Below are 16,083 nucleotides of genomic sequence, written 5' to 3'. Positions count from 1 at the left end.
GGCGTCCAAGGACGGGTGCGCCCAGCGTGCCCGTCGCCTGCGGTGCGGCCCTCCCAGGAGGGCTGTGGCCGTGGGAACAAGACAACAGCAGGTTCCGCCAGGCTCAGAGATGAGAACCGGCGCGACTAACAGGAGTTCAACGTGATCCAGCAGGAGTCGCGGCTCAAGGTCGCCGACAACACGGGCGCGAAGGAGATCCTTTGCATCCGTGTTCTCGGTGGTTCGGGCCGACGCTACGCCGGTATCGGCGACGTCATCGTCGCCACTGTCAAGGACGCGCTGCCCGGCAGCACGGGCGTCAAGAAGGGCGATGTGGTCAAGGCCGTCATCGTCCGCACGGTCAAGGAGCGCCGCCGGCCCGACGGCTCCTACATCCGCTTCGACGAGAACGCCGCCGTCATCATCAAGGACAGCGGTGACCCTCGTGGCACTCGTATCTTCGGCCCGGTCGGCCGCGAGCTGCGCGACAAGAAGTTCATGCGCATCATCTCGCTCGCCCCGGAGGTGCTGTAATGCCGAAGTTGTTGCATGTGAAGAAGGGTGACCTGGTCCAGGTCATCGCCGGTAAGGACAAGGGTGCCAAGGGCCGCGTGATCGCCACGCTGCCGCGCGAGGACCGCGTGGTGGTCGAGGGCGTCAACATGATCAAGAAGCACGCCAAGGAGACCCACCAGGGCCCGCGCGGCGCCAAGACCGGCGGCGTGCAGACCATGGAGGGTCCCATCCACGTCTCGAACGTGAAGAAGCTCAAGGACGAGAAGCCCGCCGACAAGAAGGCCGACGAGAAGAAGGCCGACGAGACGGGTGAGGACAGCTGATGACTGCGACGACCACTGAGACCGAGCGCCCGACGCCGCGACTCAAGACGAAGTACCGCGAGGAGATCGCGGCCCAGCTTCGCGAGCAGTTCGGCATCGAGAACGTCATGCAGATCCCGGGTCTGACCAAGATCAAGGTCAACATGGGCGTCGGCGAGGCCGCTCGCGACTCCAAGCTCATCGAGGGTGCCGTCCGCGACCTCACCGTGATCACCGGCCAGAAGCCGGCGGTCGTCCGGGCCCGCAAGTCCATCGCCCAGTTCAAGCTGCGCGAGGGCATGCCGATCGGCGCGCACGTCACGCTGCGCGGCGACCGCATGTGGGAGTTCCTGGACCGGCTGCTGTCGCTGGCGCTGCCCCGCATCAGGGACTTCCGCGGCCTGTCGCCGAAGCAGTTCGACGGCAACGGCAACTACACCTTCGGCCTGACCGAGCAGGTCATGTTCCACGAGGTCGACCAGGACAAGGTCGACCGGCCGCGGGGCATGGACATCACGATCGTGACCACGGCGAAGAACGACGACCAGGGCCGGGCGCTGCTGAAGCTCCTCGGCTTCCCGTTCAAGGAGGCCTGAACCAATGGCGAAGAAGTCGCTGATCGCCAAGGCGGGGCGCAAGCAGAAGTTCGAGGTCCGGGCGTACACCCGGTGCTCCCGCTGTGGCCGGCCCCGCGCCGTCTACCGCAAGTTCGGGCTCTGCCGCGTGTGCTTCCGTGAGATGGCGCACCGGGGCGAGCTGCCCGGCATCACCAAGTCGAGCTGGTAGATACCCTGAAGGGCGGCCCTGTGCCGCCCCGACGGTGACCATATTTCAGTAGAAGACCCGGACGCTCTCACACGAGCGTCCATGACCGCGCCGAAGGTCCACCGGTAGAGCTCTGCTTGGCCGACTGGAAACCGCGGCGAGGAAGGCCACTGGCCATGACGATGACCGACCCGATCGCAGACATGCTCACGCGTCTGCGCAACGCGAATTCGGCGTATCACGACAGCGTGTCGATGCCGTACTCGAAGATCAAGGCGCACATCGCCGAGATCCTCCAGCAGGAGGGCTACATCCAGGCTTGGACCGTCGAGGACGCCAAGGTTGGCAAGAACCTCGTGGTGGAGCTCAAGTTCGGGCCTACCCGTGAGCGGTCGCTCGCGGGCCTGCGCCGGGTTTCCAAGCCCGGTCTGCGGGTTTATGCGAAGAAGGACAACCTGCCTCGAGTCCTGGGCGGACTGGGCGTCGCGATCATCTCGACGTCCCACGGCCTCATGACCGACAAGCAGGCCGGCAAGCGTGGTGTGGGCGGGGAAGTCCTCGCCTACGTCTGGTAGAGGGGAGGAACACAGCATGTCGCGAATCGGACGGCTGCCCATCCCTGTGCCCGGCGGCGTCGACATCACGATCGACGGTCAGGATGTCCAGGTCAAGGGCCCGAAGGGCACGCTTTCTCACAAGGTCGCCGAGCCCATCAAGGTGGCTCGGGACGACGACGGCGCCATCGCCGTCAGCCGGCCCAACGACGAGAACAAGGTTCGTGCGCTGCACGGCCTGTCTCGGACGCTGATCGCCAACATGGTGCAGGGCGTCACCCAGGGGTACTCCAAGTCCCTGGAGATCGTCGGCGTCGGTTACCGCGTTCAGGCCAAGGGCCCGGCGCAGCTGGAGTTCTCGCTGGGCTTCAGTCACCCGGTCATCGTCGACGCCCCCGAGGGCGTCACCTTCCGCGTCGAGAAGCCGACTCTGTTCCACGTGGACGGCATCGACAAGCAGAAGGTCGGCGAGGTCGCCGCCAACATCCGCAAGTTGCGCAAGCCTGACCCGTACAAGGGCAAGGGCGTGCGTTACCAGGGCGAACAGATCCGCCGCAAGGTCGGAAAGGCTGGTAAGTAGGCATGGCTCCGAAGACTGCGTTCAGCAAGCACACGGCTGCCCGCACCGTCTCGCGGGCCCGCCGCCACCGCCGCGTCCGCAAGAACGTCGTCGGTACGGCCGCGCGTCCGCGCCTGGTCGTCAACCGCTCGACACGTCACATGTTCGTCCAGATCGTGGACGACTCCGTCGGCCACACGCTGGTGAGCGCGTCCACCATGGACCCCTCGCTGCGCACGCTGGAGGCGGACAAGACCGAGAAGGCGAAGAAGGTCGGCGAGCTCCTCGCTCAGCGGGCCAAGGAAGCCGGGATCACCCAGGTCGTCTTCGACCGCGGTGGCAACCGGTATGCGGGTCGGATCGCGGCGCTGGCCGACAGCGCTCGCGAGGGCGGGCTCGAGTTCTGATGAGGGCCCGAGGATCGCAAATGATGGCAACTGAGATGAGGAACCACTGATGGCTGCAGCTCCGCGTCGCGGTGGCGGCACCGGTGGCGAGCGGCGGGACCGTCGTGACGATCGCCGCGGTGGCGCCGCCGACAAGGGCGTCTCGTACATCGAGCGCGTAGTGAAGATCAACCGAGTGGCCAAGGTCGTGAAGGGTGGTCGTCGCTTCAGCTTCACCGCCCTCGTCGTCGTCGGTGACGGCAACGGCCTGGTCGGCGTCGGCTACGGCAAGGCCAAGGAAGTTCCCGCGGCCATCGCCAAGGGCGTCGAAGAGGCGAAGAAGCACTTCTTCAAGGTGCCTCGGATCCAGGGCACCATCCCGCACACCGTGCAGGGCGAGGAGGCGGCCGGCGTCGTCTTCCTGCGTCCGGCCTCGGCCGGTACCGGCGTCATCGCCGGTGGCCCGGTGCGTGCGGTGCTGGAGTGCGCCGGCATCCACGACGTGCTGTCCAAGTCGCTCGGCTCGGACAACCCGATCAACATCGTGCACGCCACCGTGGCGGCTCTGAAGGGCCTCTCGCGCCCCGAGGAGATCGCCGCCCGCCGTGGGCTGCCGATCGAGGACGTGGCTCCGGCCCGGATGCTCAAGGCTCAGCGCGAGGGCATCGCGGAGGCCGCGGCCGCGAAGGCGGTGAGCTAGTCATGGCACGCCTGAAGATCACTCAGGTTCGCTCGAAGATCGGTGGCAAGCAGAACCAGCGTGACTCGCTGCGTTCGCTTGGCCTGAAGCGAATCGGCGACGTCGTCGTCAAGGAGGACCGGCCCGAGATTCGCGGGATGGTCTCCGTGGTGACGCACCTCGTCGAGGTGGAAGAGGTCGACTAGTCATGACTGACAAGGCTCCGCTCAAGATTCACGACCTCCGTCCGGCCCCTGGCGCCAACAAGGCCAAGATCCGCAAGGGTCGTGGCGAGGCGTCCAAGGGCAAGACGGCCGGTCGCGGCACCAAGGGCACGCACGCCCGCACCACGATGCTTCCGGGCTTCGAGGGTGGCCAGGTGCCGCTGCAGAGGCGTCTGCCGAAGCTCAAGGGCTTCTCCAACGCCATGTTCAAGACGACCTACCAGGTCGTCAACCTTGACAGACTCGGAGAGCTGTTCCCCGAGGGTGGCGAGGTCACCGTCGAGGCGCTGGTCGCCAAGGGGGCTGTTCGCAAGAACCAGCTCGTGAAGGTGCTCGGCACCGGCGAGATCTCGGTCTCGGTGAACGTGCAGGCACACGCCTTCTCGTCCACCGCGAAGGAGAAGATCGCCGCCGCCGGTGGCTCCGTTACCGAGCTGTAGTAACGCTATGACGAGGCGTGGGGGTTCTGACAATGGGCCCCCACGCCCGTAGTGCGTTAGAGTTCGCGAGACGGCAGGCTTCTGTCCGGCTCGTTTTGACAATGAGACTCAGATGGCAGATCCCCGCACCATCGCATACTCACATCGCCGAATAGGCGCGCAGGAGGGACCGTGCTGACCGCGTTTACCCGGGCGTTCCGGACGCCGGACCTGCGCAAGAAGTTGCTCTTTACCCTGGGCATCATCGCGCTTTTCCGTCTCGGCTCGGTTCTTCCGACACCGGGCGTTCACGTACAGAATCTGGCGGCCTGTTTCAACCAGGCGCGCGCTGACGAGAGCACCGGCAACATCTACGGGATGGTGCAGCTGTTCAGCGGCGGCGCACTCCTGAAACTTTCGGTGTTCGCGCTGGGCATCATGCCGTACATCACCGCGAGCATCATTCTCCAGTTGCTGGTCGTGGTCATTCCGCGCCTCGAGGCGCTGAAGAAGGAAGGCCAGGCCGGCCAGACGAAGATCACGCAGTATACGCGTTATCTGACGATCGGCCTCGCGGTCCTGCAGTCGACCGCGTTCATCGCCCTGGCCCGCACCGGCCAGCTCTTCCCGAACTGCCAGCAGGACGTGCTGCTGGATCCCGACAACATCTTCGGCATCGTCACGATGGTGGTCATCATGACGGCCGGCACGTCCGTGATCATGTGGCTGGGCGAGCTGATCACCGACCGCGGCGTGGGCAACGGCATGTCCATTCTGATCTTCACCCAGATCGTGGCGGTCTTCCCGTCCGAGCTGGCCAACATCTTCCAGGCCAACAAGTTCACCTTCGCCGTCGTCCTGGTGGTCGGCGTCTTCATGATCGCCGCGGTGGTCTTCGTCGAGCAGGGGCAGCGGCGCATCCCGGTCCAGTACGCCAAGCGGATGGTCGGGCGCAGGATGTACGGCGGAACATCGACCTACATCCCGCTCAAGGTCAACCAGGCCGGCATCATCCCGGTCATCTTCGCCTCGTCGCTGCTCTACCTGCCGCAGCTGGTCACTTCGCTCTTCCAGACCAGCAACAACCCGGTGATCCTGTGGATCGCGCAGAACCTGGCCACGGGCGACACGCCGATCTACATGGGCTCGTTCTTCCTGCTGATCGTCTTCTTCACGTACTTCTACGTGTCGATTACGTTCAACCCCACTGAAGTCGCCGACAACATGAAGAAGTACGGTGGTTTCATTCCGGGCATCCGCCCCGGCCGGCCGACGGCTGAATACCTGAACTTCGTGCTCACCCGTCTGACCGCGCCCGGCGCGCTCTATCTGGGTCTGATCTCCATGGTCCCGATCGTCGCGCTGGCGATTGCCGGGGCGAGCCAGAACTTCCCGTTCGGAGGGACGAGCATTCTGATCATGGTAGGCGTCGGCCTGGACACGGTGAAGCAGATCGAGAGCCAGCTGCAGCAGCGTAATTACGAAGGCTTCCTGAGGTAGTGCGTCTCGTTCTGGTCGGGCCCCCCGGAGCGGGTAAGGGGACACAGGCCCAGTACATCGCATCGAACCTGTCCATCCCGAAAATCTCGACAGGTGACATCTTCCGTGCCAACGTCTCGGGCGGCACGGACCTTGGCAAGCTGGCCAAGACGTACATGGACCGTGGCGACCTGGTGCCCGACGAGGTCACCATCGCCATGGTCCGTGACCGCCTCTCGGAGGACGACGCGCAGGACGGTTTCCTGCTCGACGGCTTCCCACGCAATGTCGCGCAGGCCGAGATCCTGCGCGACATGCTCAAGGACTGGGGCCAGGCGCTTGACCTCGTCCTCGAACTCGTCGTCGACGACGACGAGGTGGTCAGGCGGCTGGCCGGCCGGCGCACCTGCAGCCAGTGCGGCCGCATCTGGCACGTCGAGTTCGACGACAAGAAGGATGACGAGTGCGACGCGTGCGGGGGCGCGCTGTTCCAGCGGGACGACGACAAGGAGGAGACCGTCAGGCACCGCCTGGAGGTCTACCAGGAGCAGACGGCGCCGCTGGTCTCGTACTACGCCGACGAGGGCATCCTCGTGGGGGTGGACGCGACCGGCCCGGTCGAGGAGGTCACCCGGCGAGCCATGGAGGAGATCCGTCCGTTCATGGGCTGAGCTGCGGCGGCACCGATTGCGGAGGTGGCACGGGTTTCCGTGCCACCTCGCGGCTATTGTGGGGGAATTGGGCCCCCAGGTGGCCCGTTGAGACCCAGGGGGGCAAAGGATGTTCAAAAGAAACCGGCACGGAATCCAGATCAAGTCGCCGGAGCAACTCGAGAAGATGCGGGCCGCCGGCCTGGTGGTCGGGCGCACGCTCGACCTGCTGAAGCGCTCGGTCGAGCCCGGTATGACGCCGCTCGACCTCGACTCCATCGCCGAGAAGGCGATCAGGGGAGAGGGCGCGATCCCGTCGTTCAAGGGCTACCAGGGCTTTCCCGCGACGATCTGCGCGTCCGTGAACGACGAGGTGGTGCACGGCATCCCGACCGACGCCCGCCGGCTACGCGAGGGCGACATCATCTCGATCGACTGCGGCGCCATCCTGGACGGCTGGCACGGCGACTCGGCCGTGACCGTCCCGGTGGGCGAGGTGGACTCGAAGCTGACCGAGCTGATGCGCGTCACGGAGGAGTCCATGTGGCGTGGCATCGCCGCGCTGCGGCCCGGCCGGCACTTGTCCGACATCGGCTTCGAGATCGAGCGGTACGTCAAGTCGCAGGGCCGCTACGGCATCCCCCCCGAGTACGGCGGCCACGGCATCGGCACCGAGATGCACATGGACCCCTGGATCGCCAACCACGGCCGCTCCGGCCGCGGTCCGGCCCTGGAGGAGGGCATGTGCCTGGCCATCGAGCCCATGGTCAACCTGGGCACGGAGCGCACGCGGGTGCTGTCCGACGACTGGACCGTGGTGACGATCGACGGTAAGGCCTCCGCACACTTCGAACACAGCGTCGCGGTGACACATAATGGTCCTTGGGTGCTGACCGCCCTGGATGGGGGCAAAGAGCGCCTGGCTCAGCTGAAGAACTAGCCGGGAGTGGTGGGATGGCGAACAGCCCCGAAATGCGTGCCTCCGACGCCGACCGCGACAAAGTCGCCGCCATCCTCCGTGAACATACCGCTCAGGGCCGCATCACGATGGACGAGTTCAACGAGCGACTCGAACAGCTCTACCAGAGCAAGACCTATGGCGAGCTCGCCAAGCTGACCGCCGACCTGCCCGACGTGGACCTGCGTCACCGCCCGGCCAAGCAGGCGCAGCTGCCCGCGAAGCAGGGGAGCATGCACTCCGGCATGCAGGCGGCTTGGGGTGCCTGGGCCATGGCCAGCGGCATCAACTGGGTGATCTGGCTCATCGTGAGCCTCTCTTCGGACGGCGCGGTCTATCCGTGGCCGCTGTGGGTCATGGGCCCCTGGGGCGTGATCCTGCTGGTGAGCACCATTTTCGGGAGTAACCAGCCCAAGAAGAAGTAGAAGATTGTGCATTAGTGCACTGTGTGCATTCGTGCGCAGTACGGATACGGCCGGATTCCTAACGTGAGCTGTGTCGAGAACACGACTCACGGAGGAAATCCACATGCGTAAGGTCCTCGCAGCCACCGCTCTCTCCGGCGCGATCGCCCTGGCCGGCCTCACCGTCGCCCCCGCCGCCCAGGCGGCGACCGCCGCTCAGACGGCGACCGCCACCCAGACCGCCGCCTCGACGGCGACGTCGATGGGCAACTGGGGCAAGTACTACTCCAGCAACCGCAAGGCCTACACCTACGGCAAGACCTGGAAGAAGAACGGCAAGGTCTACACCCACTGGTACGGCAAGGAGTTCACCTCGAAGAAGGGCTACGTCTGGTTCCGCTACGAGTTCAAGAACGGCGGCTCCGGCAAGCACTTCTACGGGTGGAACGGCTCGTACAACCACACGTGGAACATGAAGGGCATCAAGAAGCTGTACACGTACACCTGCTGGGGCGGCAAGTTCAAGTACTGCGGCTCGGTGCACCGCATCTACTAGATCTTCCCATCCCATCCCCTGGAAGGCCCGCCGGGTTCTCTCCCCTGGCGGGCCTTCCGCTGTGCGTGGGGTACACTATTTGATGGTTGTGTCAGGACACCTGGCACGCGTTTCGCGTTTTTGGCCCAGGTGTCGTACACTCCTTAGTCGGCTCACTATGACTATCACGCGTCGGCGATCTTCGTGATCGCCGCTCTCTCCGAAGCGTGAAGGTCGCGGCTGCGTAGTGAACCGGAGCCTCAGACGACCGATCAGTGAAACGCGAGGAATTTTGGCCAAAAAAGACGGCGCCATCGAGATCGAGGGCACTGTGGTCGAATCGCTCCCGAACGCCATGTTCCGGGTGCAGCTCGACAACGGCCATAAGGTCCTGGCCCACATCAGTGGACGGATGCGGATGCACTACATCCGGATCCTTCCGGACGACCGGGTAGTCGTTGAACTGAGCCCCTACGACCTCAGTCGTGGGCGGATCGTCTACCGATACAAGTAAGAACGTCTGAGGACATAAAGGACAATGAAGGTAAAGCCGAGCGTCAAGAAGATCTGCGACAAGTGCAAGGTGATCCGCCGGCACGGTCGCGTCATGGTGATCTGCGACAACCTGCGCCACAAGCAGCGCCAGGGCTAGTCGCCGCAAGGCTTCTCCGAGTCCGCCCCGCAAGGGAGCGGGCTCGACGCATGAGAAGCCTGAACAAGCAATAGCGCGTCACACCTGAGCAGGCGGGTTCCGAACCGCTCAGGAGACCCCCGGTCGGAGGCCGGGGCCCTCACCCCGGGCATGGGGAGGGGCAGTGAGGCGCAAGACCTCCGCCACAACGAAGGAGAATGCCCGACCATGGCTCGCCTGGTTGGCGTCGACCTCCCCCGCGACAAGCGGCTGGAGATCGCTCTCACCTACATCTACGGAATCGGCCGCACCCGCGCCCAGGAGGTCCTCGAGGCCACCGGTGTCAGCGGCGACCTCCGGGTTCACCAGCTCTCCGACACCGAGCTCGTCCCGATGCGTGACTACATCGAGGCGAACTTCAAGATCGAGGGTGACCTGCGCCGCGAGGTCCAGGCCGACATTCGTCGCAAGATCGAAATCGGTTGTTACCAGGGCATCCGGCACCGCAAGGGCCTGCCCGTGCACGGTCAGCGCACGCAGACCAACGCGCGCACCCGCAAGGGCAAGAAGAAGACCGTCGCCGGCAAGAAGAAGCCCGGCAAGAAGTAGTCCGCTCCGGAGCGGCGAACACTCAGGCCCGAGAGCGGTAGCTCGCGTGATCAGCGAGGGCCGAGTGAGCGCGACCGTTCTACACAGCCGCTGGACCGAAGACCTCAGGAGTAATGGCAAACAATGCCTCCTAAGAGCCGTCAGGGCGCACCGAAGAAGGTGCGCCGCAAGGAGAAGAAGAACGTCGCTCATGGGCACGCCCACATCAAGAGCACGTTCAACAACACGATCGTTTCGATCACCGACCCGAACGGGAACGTGATCTCCTGGGCCAGCGCCGGCCACGTGGGTTTCAAGGGCTCCCGTAAGTCCACCCCGTTCGCCGCCCAGATGGCCGCGGAGAACGCCGCCCGCCGCGCCATGGAGCACGGCATGCGCAAGGTCGACGTCTTCGTCAAGGGTCCCGGCTCCGGCCGTGAGACCGCGATCCGCTCGCTGCAGGCCACCGGCCTCGAAGTGGGTTCGATCCAGGACGTCACCCCGGTTCCGCACAACGGCTGCCGCCCGCCCAAGCGCCGCCGCGTCTGAATTAGCCCAGGAGATAGAGAGAAATGGCTCGTTACACGGGCGCGGATTGCAAGCTCTGCCGTCGCGAGAAGACCAAGCTCTTCCTCAAGGGCAGCAAGTGCGAGTCCGCCAAGTGCCCCATCGAGATCCGTCCTTACCCGCCGGGTGAGCACGGCCGCGGACGTCCCAAGGAGTCCGAGTACCAGCTTCAGCTTCGCGAGAAGCAGAAGACCCGCCGCATCTACGGCGTCCTCGAGAAGCAGTTCCACAACTACTACGAGGAAGCCGCCCGCAAGAGCGGCAAGTCGGGCGAGGTGCTGCTCCAGATCCTGGAGAGCCGTCTCGACAACGTCGTCTACCGTGCCGGCCTCGCGCAGTCGCGTGACGCCGCCCGCCAGCAGGTGCGCCACGGCCACTTCCTGGTGAACGGCAAGAAGGTCGACATCCCGTCGTACCGCGTTCGCGAGCACGACATCATCGAGGTCCGCGAGACCAAGCGCAATCTTCTTCCGTACGAGGTCGCCCGGGCGACCGCGGGTGAGCGCACCGTTCCCGCGTGGCTCGGCGTCGTGCCGGACAAGCTCCGCGTCCTGGTTCACCAGCTGCCGGTTCGCCAGCAGATCGACACCCAGGTGCAAGAGCAGCTCATCGTCGAGTACTACTCGAAGTGAGCCTTGGTCGAGGTGCGGATTTCCGCACCTCGACTACGCTTTATATCGGAGTGGCGTCATATAGCGGTCGCCACACGAAAAAGGGGAGAACCCACACATGCTGATCGCTCAGCGCCCGACTCTTCTCGAAGAGTCGATCGACGACACCCGGTCCCGATTCGTCATCGAGCCGCTGGAGCCGGGCTTCGGCTACACCATCGGCAACTCGCTGCGCCGCACGCTGCTGTCGTCCATTCCGGGCGCGGCCGTGACGAGCATCCGCATCGAGGGCGTGCTGCACGAGTTCTCGACCGTTCCCGGGGTCAAGGAAGACGTCACCGACATCATCCTCAACCTCAAGGAGCTGGTCGTCTCCTCCGAGCACGACGAGCCGGTCGTGATGTACCTGCGCAAGCAGGGCCCGGGTGAGGTCACCGCCGCCGACATCGCGCCGCCCGCCGGTGTCGAGGTGCACAACCCCGAGCTCCGCATCGCCACGCTCAACGGCAAGGCGAAGCTGGAGATGGAACTGACCGTCGAGCGCGGTCGCGGCTACGTCTCCGCCGCCCAGAACAAGCAGCCGGGTCAGGAGATCGGTCGCATCCCGATCGACTCGATCTACTCCCCGGTCCTCAAGGTCACCTACAAGGTCGAGGCGACCCGAGTCGAGCAGCGTACCGACTTCGACCGTCTCATCCTCGACGTCGAGACCAAGCCCGCGATGAAGCCCCGCGACGCGGTGGCCTCCGCCGGTAAGACCCTCGTCGAGCTCTTCGGCCTGGCCCGCGAGCTCAACGTCGAGGCCGAGGGCATCGACATCGGCCCGTCGCCGACCGACGCCGCCCTGGCCGCCGACCTGGCGCTGCCGATCGAGGAGCTGAACCTCACCGTTCGCTCCTACAACTGCCTCAAGCGCGAGGGCATCCACACCGTGGGTGAGCTCGTCGCCCGCAGCGAGCAGGACCTGCTGGACATCCGCAACTTCGGCGCCAAGTCGATCGAAGAGGTCAAGCAGAAGCTGCACGAGATGTCGCTGGCGCTCAAGGACTCCCCGCCCGGGTTCGACCCGAGCGCGGTGGCCGGTGGCGGTTACGACGATGACGACAGCGCTTACGTCGAGACCGAGCAGTACTGATAACTTCCCGCGGTTCGTCTCCGCGCTTTCCGGAGGGCTGAGGTCCTTCGGGCTGGGGCAGCGGCGAGAAATCGCCGCTGTCCGGCTCCGGAGGGCTGAGGTTCTCGGGTCTGTCGGGGGCGTGGGGCCTGCGGGTGAACGTAACGGTGTCGCGCCATCGCGGCGCCGGCCCGACTCCGGTACCTGGTACGGCCGGGGCGGGTTAATCCACAAGGAGAGATGAAATGCCCAAGCCCACCAAGGGTGCACGTCTTGGCGGCAGCCCGGCGCACGAGCGGCTGATCCTGGCCAACCTGGCCACCGATCTGTTCCGCCATGGCAAGATCCGCACCACGGTGACGAAGGCCAAGCGCCTGCGCCCGCTGGCGGAGCGCCTGATCACCAAGGCGAAGAAGGGCGACATCCACAACCGTCGCCAGGTCCTGACCGTCGTCAAGGACAAGGGCGTCGTGCACCACCTCTTCACCGAGATCGCGACGACGTTCGCCGAGCGTCCCGGTGGTTACACCCGCATCACCAAGGTCGGTGCGCGCAAGGGCGACAACGCGCCCATGGCGGTCATCGAGCTGGTGACCGAGCCGCTGAACGCCGTCACCACCCGCCGCACCGAGGCTCCGGCCGCCGCCGCGGCGCCCGCGCCGGCCGCGGAGGAGACCGAGGCCCCCAAGGCTGAGGAGACCGCCGAGGCCGCTGAGGCTCCCGAGGCCGCCGGCCAGGAGGCTCCGGCCGCCGAGGCCGAGGCGAAGAAGGACGAGGCCTGATCTTTCAGGCATCGGGCCCGGACCCCCTCTCGGGGGTTCGGGCCCTTTTCGGTTAGGAGGATCATCGTGGTACGGCTCCGCCTCGACCTCGCGTACGACGGGACCGAATTCTCCGGATGGGCCAGACAGCCCGGGCGGCGTACGGTCCAGGGCGAGATCGAGCAGGCGCTCGGCCGGATTCTGCGCCTGGGCGAACCCGCCATGCTGACCGTGGCCGGCCGTACCGACGCCGGGGTGCACGCGCGAGGCCAGGTCGCTCACGTGGACGTGCCCGAGGGGTCGCTGGCCGAGCTGGACGGGAACCGGGGGCCGCTGGGCGTGGATGAGCGGCTCTCTGCGCTCGTCCGGCGGCTGGGTGGGGTCTTGCCCCCAGACGTACGCATTTATCGGGTCTCGGTGGCTCCTGAGGGCTTTGACGCCCGGTTCTCGGCCGTGTTCCGGCGGTACGCCTACCGGGTGAGTGATGCGGTGGGCGGCGTCGACCCGCTGCGGCGGCGTGAGGTGGTCTGGCACAACCGGCCGCTGGACCTCCGTGCGCTCAACGCGGCGGCGGCGCGGCTGCTGGGCGAGCACGACTTCGCGGCCTTCTGCAAGAAGCGCGAGGGGGCCACCACGATCAGGGAACTGCAGCGGCTGGAATGGGTGCGCGAACTCGACGGGGTGCTCGTGGCGACCGTCGTGGCGGACGCGTTCTGCCACTCGATGGTGCGGGCGCTGGTCGGGTCGCTGCTGGCCGCGGGCGACGGGCGGCGGCCGGTGGAGTGGCCCGGCGAGGTGCTGGTCCGGGCCGTACGCGACTCCGGAGTGCACGTGGCGCCCGCTCACGGGCTGTGCCTGGAGGAGGTCGGTTACCCGCTGGAGGCGGAGCTCGCCGCGCGGGCCGAGTCCACGCGGCGGGTCCGTACGCTCTCAGTCGGTGACGCGGCGCTCCAGGACGAGTGAGGTCTGGTCGCGGAACGCGCCGCTGACCTTGGGCAGCGTCTTCTCCTTGACCGCCGGGGTGTGGCCGTCGGCGTGGGTGGCGTAGCTGAAGACGATGTACCTGCCCCACACCAGGCCGGCCGCGTAGCCGCCGGCGATGTGCACGCGCTCGCCGCCCGAACCGGCGGCACCGGGCAGGGGGCGGAACCAGACGTTCTTGCTGAGGTTCTTCGCCTGGTCGGCGGCCGTGGCCGCGTCTTTGGTCGGCAGCACGGCGATGCCCGTGGTGACGGCGTAGCGGCGCTTGCTGTCGACGTACGTGGCACGGAGCACCCGGCTGCACTTCTGCTCTTTCAGCGCCTCGGCGAAGGCGCCCGTGGCGGCCTTGTCGCAGGTCGTCTCCATGCCGGCCTTGACCCTGGTGAACGTCGTGCCCGCCGCACTGACCTTCTTCTTCGGGAACGCCTCCGACAGGGACAGCTTCTGCGGGTCGGTCTGCTCCGAGTTGAGCACGGACGCGCCGGGGAGGTCGGTCGGCGTCGACTCCGGCACTTCGGCAGGCGTGGAGGGGGCGGTGGTGCCGCCGCGGGAGGCGGCCGTGGTGGCCGCGGGCTTGCTCACCGCCTGGTAGGCGAAGAAGCCTCCCGTCGCCACGCCGGCCAGGGCCAGCGCGCCGAGTGTCACCAGGAGGGCGCGCTTGCTCTTGCCCGGTGGGGCTGGGGGCGGGGGCGGGGTCTGGAACGGTGGCTGCTTGAACGCTCCAGGCGGGAACGCCGGACCGGTGCCCTGGGGCGGAGTCGGCAGGTCCAGGGCGGTCGATGATCTCTGGCCCCAGGATTCCCTGGAGAACGGAAGGTCCGGGAGCTTCTGGCCGGCCGGGGGAAGGGGCGGCCAGACCGGGACGTCGCCGGGCTCCGGAGGGCGGACGGTCGCCGGGGTGGTGGCGTTCGGGTCGAACAGGGAGGCCGGGCCGGTCGGGGGCTGGTCGTGCTCGGCCGCCTTCGGGTCGAAATAGTGGGCCGGTTGCCCGGTCTCCTGCCGCGGCATCGAAGTGCCGGGCGCGGCGTCTTCACGGGCGACCGGGCGAGTGTCCTCGTGCTCCGAGGCGACAGGGGCGGCGAGGGGGACGGTGGTCCGTTGCTGGGTCGTTTCGTCCGGCGTGATGCCGGGGCTGGTTTCCTGGGCGGCGGCTTTCTGCTGAGTGCTTCCCGGCTCGGCGGCCGCCGGTTCGGTGGTGCTCGCCTGAGTGGCAGCGGCCGCGGCCTGTGCCGGAGCCGGCTGTGAGATGCCGGAGGGGGCGATGCCGGGCTGGGGGGCCCGCTGCTGGGCCGCGTCGCGTTTTGCGGCCTCTGGGTCGAAATAGTGGGCCGGGCGGGTGATGCCTTCCGGCTCGGTGGCGTTCGGGTCGAAGCCGGGGGCGTCCGGCTCGTCGGCGTCGGGCTCGGCCACCAGTTCGCCCGTCGCGGCCGGCCACGGCGGCATGGCGTGTGGATCGGGGCCGGGCCACACCGGCATGCCCGCGGCCGCGGCGGTGAACGCGGGCGGCGGGTCCCACGGTGGCGCACCGGGCACCACCGGCTCGACCGGCCACGGCGGCAGCGCGTTCACCGGCTCGGCCGGTCCGCGGTCTGCTTGCTCCTCGTCGGCCTGGCCCGGTTGGAGCGGGCTCGCCCAGGGGCTGTCGGCGGCCTTCTGCCCCGCCCATGAGCTCTCCGACGGCCATGGGGTTTCGGAGAGCGACCCGCCCGTCGGTGCTTGCTCGCCGGCCTGCTCGCGACCCGGCTGCGGCTGCTCGGCCGCCCCAGGGGCGGCCGCCCCGCGTCCGGCCCACGGAGAGCCCGCTGCGGGGCCTTCGGCCGCCACAGGTCCCTCGGCGCCGGGTTCGGCCGGAGAGGCGCCTACCGGAGGACGGTCTCCTGGCGAGGAGGCTGCCGCCGGCATACGTTCGGCCGGTGAGAGGGCCGCCTGCATACGTTCGGCCGGTGAGGAGGTCGCGGGCGCCTGTTCGGCCGGTGCCGAGTCCGTGGAGGCGGATCGGGGAGCGTTCGGCGGTGGTGCGGGGAGGCCGCGGTCGGCGCGCGAGTAGAGCACCGGGGCGCGGCTCGCCAACGTGGGGTCGGTGTCGGTGTCGTCGGCGAACCAGTCGTAGGGGGCCGCGTCGTCGTCCGGCACCTCCCAGGGCTGCGCGTCGCCCGGCTGCGGGTCGGGCAGTCCGGGAGGCGGTCCCTTGAGTACGGGAACGACGGTACGCGTCTCGCCGTCGTCCGCCTCCTCGGCAGGAGGGAACGCCGGTGGAACGTCTTGTCCGCTGGTCCGGCCGAAGCTCGGCGGTGGCGTCGCAGGTCGGGCCGTACCGTCGGCCTCCCTGCGATCGTGCTCAGACCCGGGTTCCTGGCCACGCATAGGGCGAGCCTAGCGAGAGGAGCGAGATCGTTAGGTCGGTATGGGCGTTCCCAGTGG

General features: G+C 67.2%; 24 protein-coding genes. 23 read left to right on the top strand and 1 reads right to left on the bottom strand.

What is annotated here, in order from left to right:
• Window positions 1-141 precede the first annotated feature (141 nt).
• The 23 genes from rplN (at window position 142) to truA (ending at window position 13,644) form a co-directional block, all read left to right on the top strand.
• Window positions 142-513 (top strand): 50S ribosomal protein L14, encoded by a 372-nt coding sequence (gene rplN, locus ACIBX3_RS05415; RefSeq protein ID WP_026214151.1) that lies wholly within the window; start codon window positions 142-144, stop codon window positions 511-513.
• Between the two features lie 11 nt (window positions 514-524).
• Window positions 525-818, top strand: coding sequence for a 50S ribosomal protein L24 (gene rplX, locus ACIBX3_RS05410; protein ID WP_397113402.1), 294 nt, complete (start codon window positions 525-527; stop codon window positions 816-818).
• Complete coding sequence (gene rplE, locus ACIBX3_RS05405) at window positions 818-1,393, top strand: 50S ribosomal protein L5 (protein ID WP_132509674.1); 576 nt, start codon at window positions 818-820, stop codon at window positions 1,391-1,393. The genes rplX and rplE overlap by 1 nt, the downstream gene beginning before the upstream one ends.
• Before the next feature lie 4 nt (window positions 1,394-1,397).
• Window positions 1,398-1,583, top strand: a complete 186-nt coding sequence (locus ACIBX3_RS05400; RefSeq protein ID WP_020542298.1) for a type Z 30S ribosomal protein S14 — start codon at window positions 1,398-1,400, stop codon at window positions 1,581-1,583.
• Window positions 1,584-1,738: 155 nt separating this feature from the next.
• A complete protein-coding gene (gene rpsH / locus ACIBX3_RS05395) occupies window positions 1,739-2,137 on the top strand; it encodes a 30S ribosomal protein S8 (protein ID WP_020542297.1) in 399 nt (132 codons plus the stop codon).
• Window positions 2,138-2,153: 16 nt separating this feature from the next.
• Window positions 2,154-2,696: a 50S ribosomal protein L6 gene (rplF, locus tag ACIBX3_RS05390; protein ID WP_397113319.1), complete on the top strand. Its 543-nt coding sequence runs from the start codon at window positions 2,154-2,156 to the stop codon at window positions 2,694-2,696.
• A gap of 2 nt (window positions 2,697-2,698) precedes the next feature.
• Complete coding sequence (rplR, locus tag ACIBX3_RS05385; protein WP_397113317.1) at window positions 2,699-3,082, top strand: 50S ribosomal protein L18; 384 nt, start codon at window positions 2,699-2,701, stop codon at window positions 3,080-3,082.
• 49 nt (window positions 3,083-3,131) lie between these two features.
• Window positions 3,132-3,761, top strand: coding sequence for a 30S ribosomal protein S5 (gene rpsE / locus ACIBX3_RS05380; RefSeq protein ID WP_049572667.1), 630 nt, complete (start codon window positions 3,132-3,134; stop codon window positions 3,759-3,761).
• A 2-nt stretch (window positions 3,762-3,763) separates the two neighbouring features.
• Window positions 3,764-3,946 carry a 50S ribosomal protein L30 gene (rpmD, locus tag ACIBX3_RS05375; protein WP_080043226.1) on the top strand — a complete coding sequence of 61 codons (183 nt, stop codon included), beginning with the start codon at window positions 3,764-3,766 and terminating at the stop codon, window positions 3,944-3,946.
• A 2-nt stretch (window positions 3,947-3,948) separates the two neighbouring features.
• The gene (gene rplO, locus ACIBX3_RS05370; RefSeq protein ID WP_397113315.1) at window positions 3,949-4,404 is read left to right on the top strand and encodes a 50S ribosomal protein L15; all 456 of its coding nucleotides are present in this window, start codon (window positions 3,949-3,951) and stop codon (window positions 4,402-4,404) included.
• A gap of 171 nt (window positions 4,405-4,575) precedes the next feature.
• Entirely contained in the window at window positions 4,576-5,883 is a 1,308-nt protein-coding gene (gene secY / locus ACIBX3_RS05365; protein ID WP_397113313.1) for a preprotein translocase subunit SecY, read from the top strand.
• Window positions 5,883-6,533 carry an adenylate kinase gene (locus ACIBX3_RS05360; RefSeq protein ID WP_397113311.1) on the top strand — a complete coding sequence of 217 codons (651 nt, stop codon included), beginning with the start codon at window positions 5,883-5,885 and terminating at the stop codon, window positions 6,531-6,533. Before secY ends, ACIBX3_RS05360 begins: the two co-directional genes overlap by 1 nt.
• Before the next feature lie 109 nt (window positions 6,534-6,642).
• Window positions 6,643-7,452 carry a type I methionyl aminopeptidase gene (gene map / locus ACIBX3_RS05355; protein WP_397113309.1) on the top strand — a complete coding sequence of 270 codons (810 nt, stop codon included), beginning with the start codon at window positions 6,643-6,645 and terminating at the stop codon, window positions 7,450-7,452.
• Between the two features lie 14 nt (window positions 7,453-7,466).
• Entirely contained in the window at window positions 7,467-7,895 is a 429-nt protein-coding gene (locus ACIBX3_RS05350) for a DUF1707 domain-containing protein (RefSeq protein ID WP_397113307.1), read from the top strand.
• 103 nt (window positions 7,896-7,998) lie between these two features.
• Window positions 7,999-8,430, top strand: a complete 432-nt coding sequence (locus tag ACIBX3_RS05345; RefSeq protein ID WP_397113305.1) for a hypothetical protein — start codon at window positions 7,999-8,001, stop codon at window positions 8,428-8,430.
• 271 nt (window positions 8,431-8,701) lie between these two features.
• Complete coding sequence (gene infA / locus ACIBX3_RS05340) at window positions 8,702-8,923, top strand: translation initiation factor IF-1 (RefSeq protein ID WP_012887858.1); 222 nt, start codon at window positions 8,702-8,704, stop codon at window positions 8,921-8,923.
• 24 nt (window positions 8,924-8,947) lie between these two features.
• Window positions 8,948-9,061 (top strand): 50S ribosomal protein L36, encoded by a 114-nt coding sequence (gene rpmJ, locus ACIBX3_RS05335; protein ID WP_003956441.1) that lies wholly within the window; start codon window positions 8,948-8,950, stop codon window positions 9,059-9,061.
• 207 nt (window positions 9,062-9,268) lie between these two features.
• Window positions 9,269-9,649, top strand: a complete 381-nt coding sequence (rpsM, locus tag ACIBX3_RS05330) for a 30S ribosomal protein S13 (protein WP_397113303.1) — start codon at window positions 9,269-9,271, stop codon at window positions 9,647-9,649.
• Window positions 9,650-9,772: 123 nt separating this feature from the next.
• Window positions 9,773-10,177 (top strand): 30S ribosomal protein S11, encoded by a 405-nt coding sequence (gene rpsK / locus ACIBX3_RS05325; RefSeq protein ID WP_020542285.1) that lies wholly within the window; start codon window positions 9,773-9,775, stop codon window positions 10,175-10,177.
• Window positions 10,178-10,200: 23 nt separating this feature from the next.
• Window positions 10,201-10,827: a 30S ribosomal protein S4 gene (gene rpsD / locus ACIBX3_RS05320; protein ID WP_397113301.1), complete on the top strand. Its 627-nt coding sequence runs from the start codon at window positions 10,201-10,203 to the stop codon at window positions 10,825-10,827.
• A 97-nt stretch (window positions 10,828-10,924) separates the two neighbouring features.
• Window positions 10,925-11,941 (top strand): DNA-directed RNA polymerase subunit alpha, encoded by a 1,017-nt coding sequence (locus tag ACIBX3_RS05315; RefSeq protein WP_103960866.1) that lies wholly within the window; start codon window positions 10,925-10,927, stop codon window positions 11,939-11,941.
• Window positions 11,942-12,165: 224 nt separating this feature from the next.
• A complete protein-coding gene (gene rplQ, locus ACIBX3_RS05310) occupies window positions 12,166-12,702 on the top strand; it encodes a 50S ribosomal protein L17 (RefSeq protein WP_397113299.1) in 537 nt (178 codons plus the stop codon).
• A gap of 66 nt (window positions 12,703-12,768) precedes the next feature.
• The gene (truA, locus tag ACIBX3_RS05305) at window positions 12,769-13,644 is read left to right on the top strand and encodes a tRNA pseudouridine(38-40) synthase TruA (RefSeq protein WP_397113298.1); all 876 of its coding nucleotides are present in this window, start codon (window positions 12,769-12,771) and stop codon (window positions 13,642-13,644) included.
• Here truA and ACIBX3_RS05300 read toward each other — a convergent pair.
• Window positions 13,612-16,026 carry a hypothetical protein gene (locus ACIBX3_RS05300; RefSeq protein WP_397113296.1) on the bottom strand — a complete coding sequence of 805 codons (2,415 nt, stop codon included), beginning with the start codon at window positions 16,024-16,026 and terminating at the stop codon, window positions 13,612-13,614. The genes truA and ACIBX3_RS05300 overlap by 33 nt on opposite strands.
• Between the last annotated feature and the right edge of the window lie 57 nt (window positions 16,027-16,083).

Source organism: Nonomuraea sp. NPDC049480, from assembly GCF_044465905.1.
Classification (GTDB): Bacteria; Actinomycetota; Actinomycetes; order Streptosporangiales; family Streptosporangiaceae; genus Nonomuraea.
Note: the sequence above shows the minus strand (reverse complement) of the source record. Positions and strands in the feature narration are given on the sequence as shown.

Excerpts from the sequence above, each read along its gene's own strand:
- ACIBX3_RS05400 (WP_020542298.1), top strand. The coding sequence starts at position 1,398 with ATGGCGAAGAAGTCGCTGATCGCCAAGGCGGGGCGCAAGCAGAAGTTC.
- ACIBX3_RS05350 (WP_397113307.1), top strand. The coding sequence starts at position 7,467 with ATGGCGAACAGCCCCGAAATGCGTGCCTCCGACGCCGACCGCGACAAA.
- rpsH (WP_020542297.1), top strand. The coding sequence starts at position 1,739 with ATGACGATGACCGACCCGATCGCAGACATGCTCACGCGTCTGCGCAAC.
- rplF (WP_397113319.1), top strand. The coding sequence starts at position 2,154 with ATGTCGCGAATCGGACGGCTGCCCATCCCTGTGCCCGGCGGCGTCGAC.
- ACIBX3_RS05345 (WP_397113305.1), top strand. The coding sequence starts at position 7,999 with ATGCGTAAGGTCCTCGCAGCCACCGCTCTCTCCGGCGCGATCGCCCTG.
- ACIBX3_RS05300 (WP_397113296.1), bottom strand. The coding sequence starts at position 16,026 with ATGCGTGGCCAGGAACCCGGGTCTGAGCACGATCGCAGGGAGGCCGAC.
- ACIBX3_RS05315 (WP_103960866.1), top strand. The coding sequence starts at position 10,925 with ATGCTGATCGCTCAGCGCCCGACTCTTCTCGAAGAGTCGATCGACGAC.
- rplQ (WP_397113299.1), top strand. The coding sequence starts at position 12,166 with ATGCCCAAGCCCACCAAGGGTGCACGTCTTGGCGGCAGCCCGGCGCAC.
- rpmD (WP_080043226.1), top strand. The coding sequence starts at position 3,764 with ATGGCACGCCTGAAGATCACTCAGGTTCGCTCGAAGATCGGTGGCAAG.
- rpsM (WP_397113303.1), top strand. The coding sequence starts at position 9,269 with ATGGCTCGCCTGGTTGGCGTCGACCTCCCCCGCGACAAGCGGCTGGAG.
- map (WP_397113309.1), top strand. The coding sequence starts at position 6,643 with ATGTTCAAAAGAAACCGGCACGGAATCCAGATCAAGTCGCCGGAGCAA.
- rplE (WP_132509674.1), top strand. The coding sequence starts at position 818 with ATGACTGCGACGACCACTGAGACCGAGCGCCCGACGCCGCGACTCAAG.
- rpsD (WP_397113301.1), top strand. The coding sequence starts at position 10,201 with ATGGCTCGTTACACGGGCGCGGATTGCAAGCTCTGCCGTCGCGAGAAG.
- rplO (WP_397113315.1), top strand. The coding sequence starts at position 3,949 with ATGACTGACAAGGCTCCGCTCAAGATTCACGACCTCCGTCCGGCCCCT.
- rplR (WP_397113317.1), top strand. The coding sequence starts at position 2,699 with ATGGCTCCGAAGACTGCGTTCAGCAAGCACACGGCTGCCCGCACCGTC.
- rpsK (WP_020542285.1), top strand. The coding sequence starts at position 9,773 with ATGCCTCCTAAGAGCCGTCAGGGCGCACCGAAGAAGGTGCGCCGCAAG.
- rpsE (WP_049572667.1), top strand. The coding sequence starts at position 3,132 with ATGGCTGCAGCTCCGCGTCGCGGTGGCGGCACCGGTGGCGAGCGGCGG.
- rpmJ (WP_003956441.1), top strand. The coding sequence starts at position 8,948 with ATGAAGGTAAAGCCGAGCGTCAAGAAGATCTGCGACAAGTGCAAGGTG.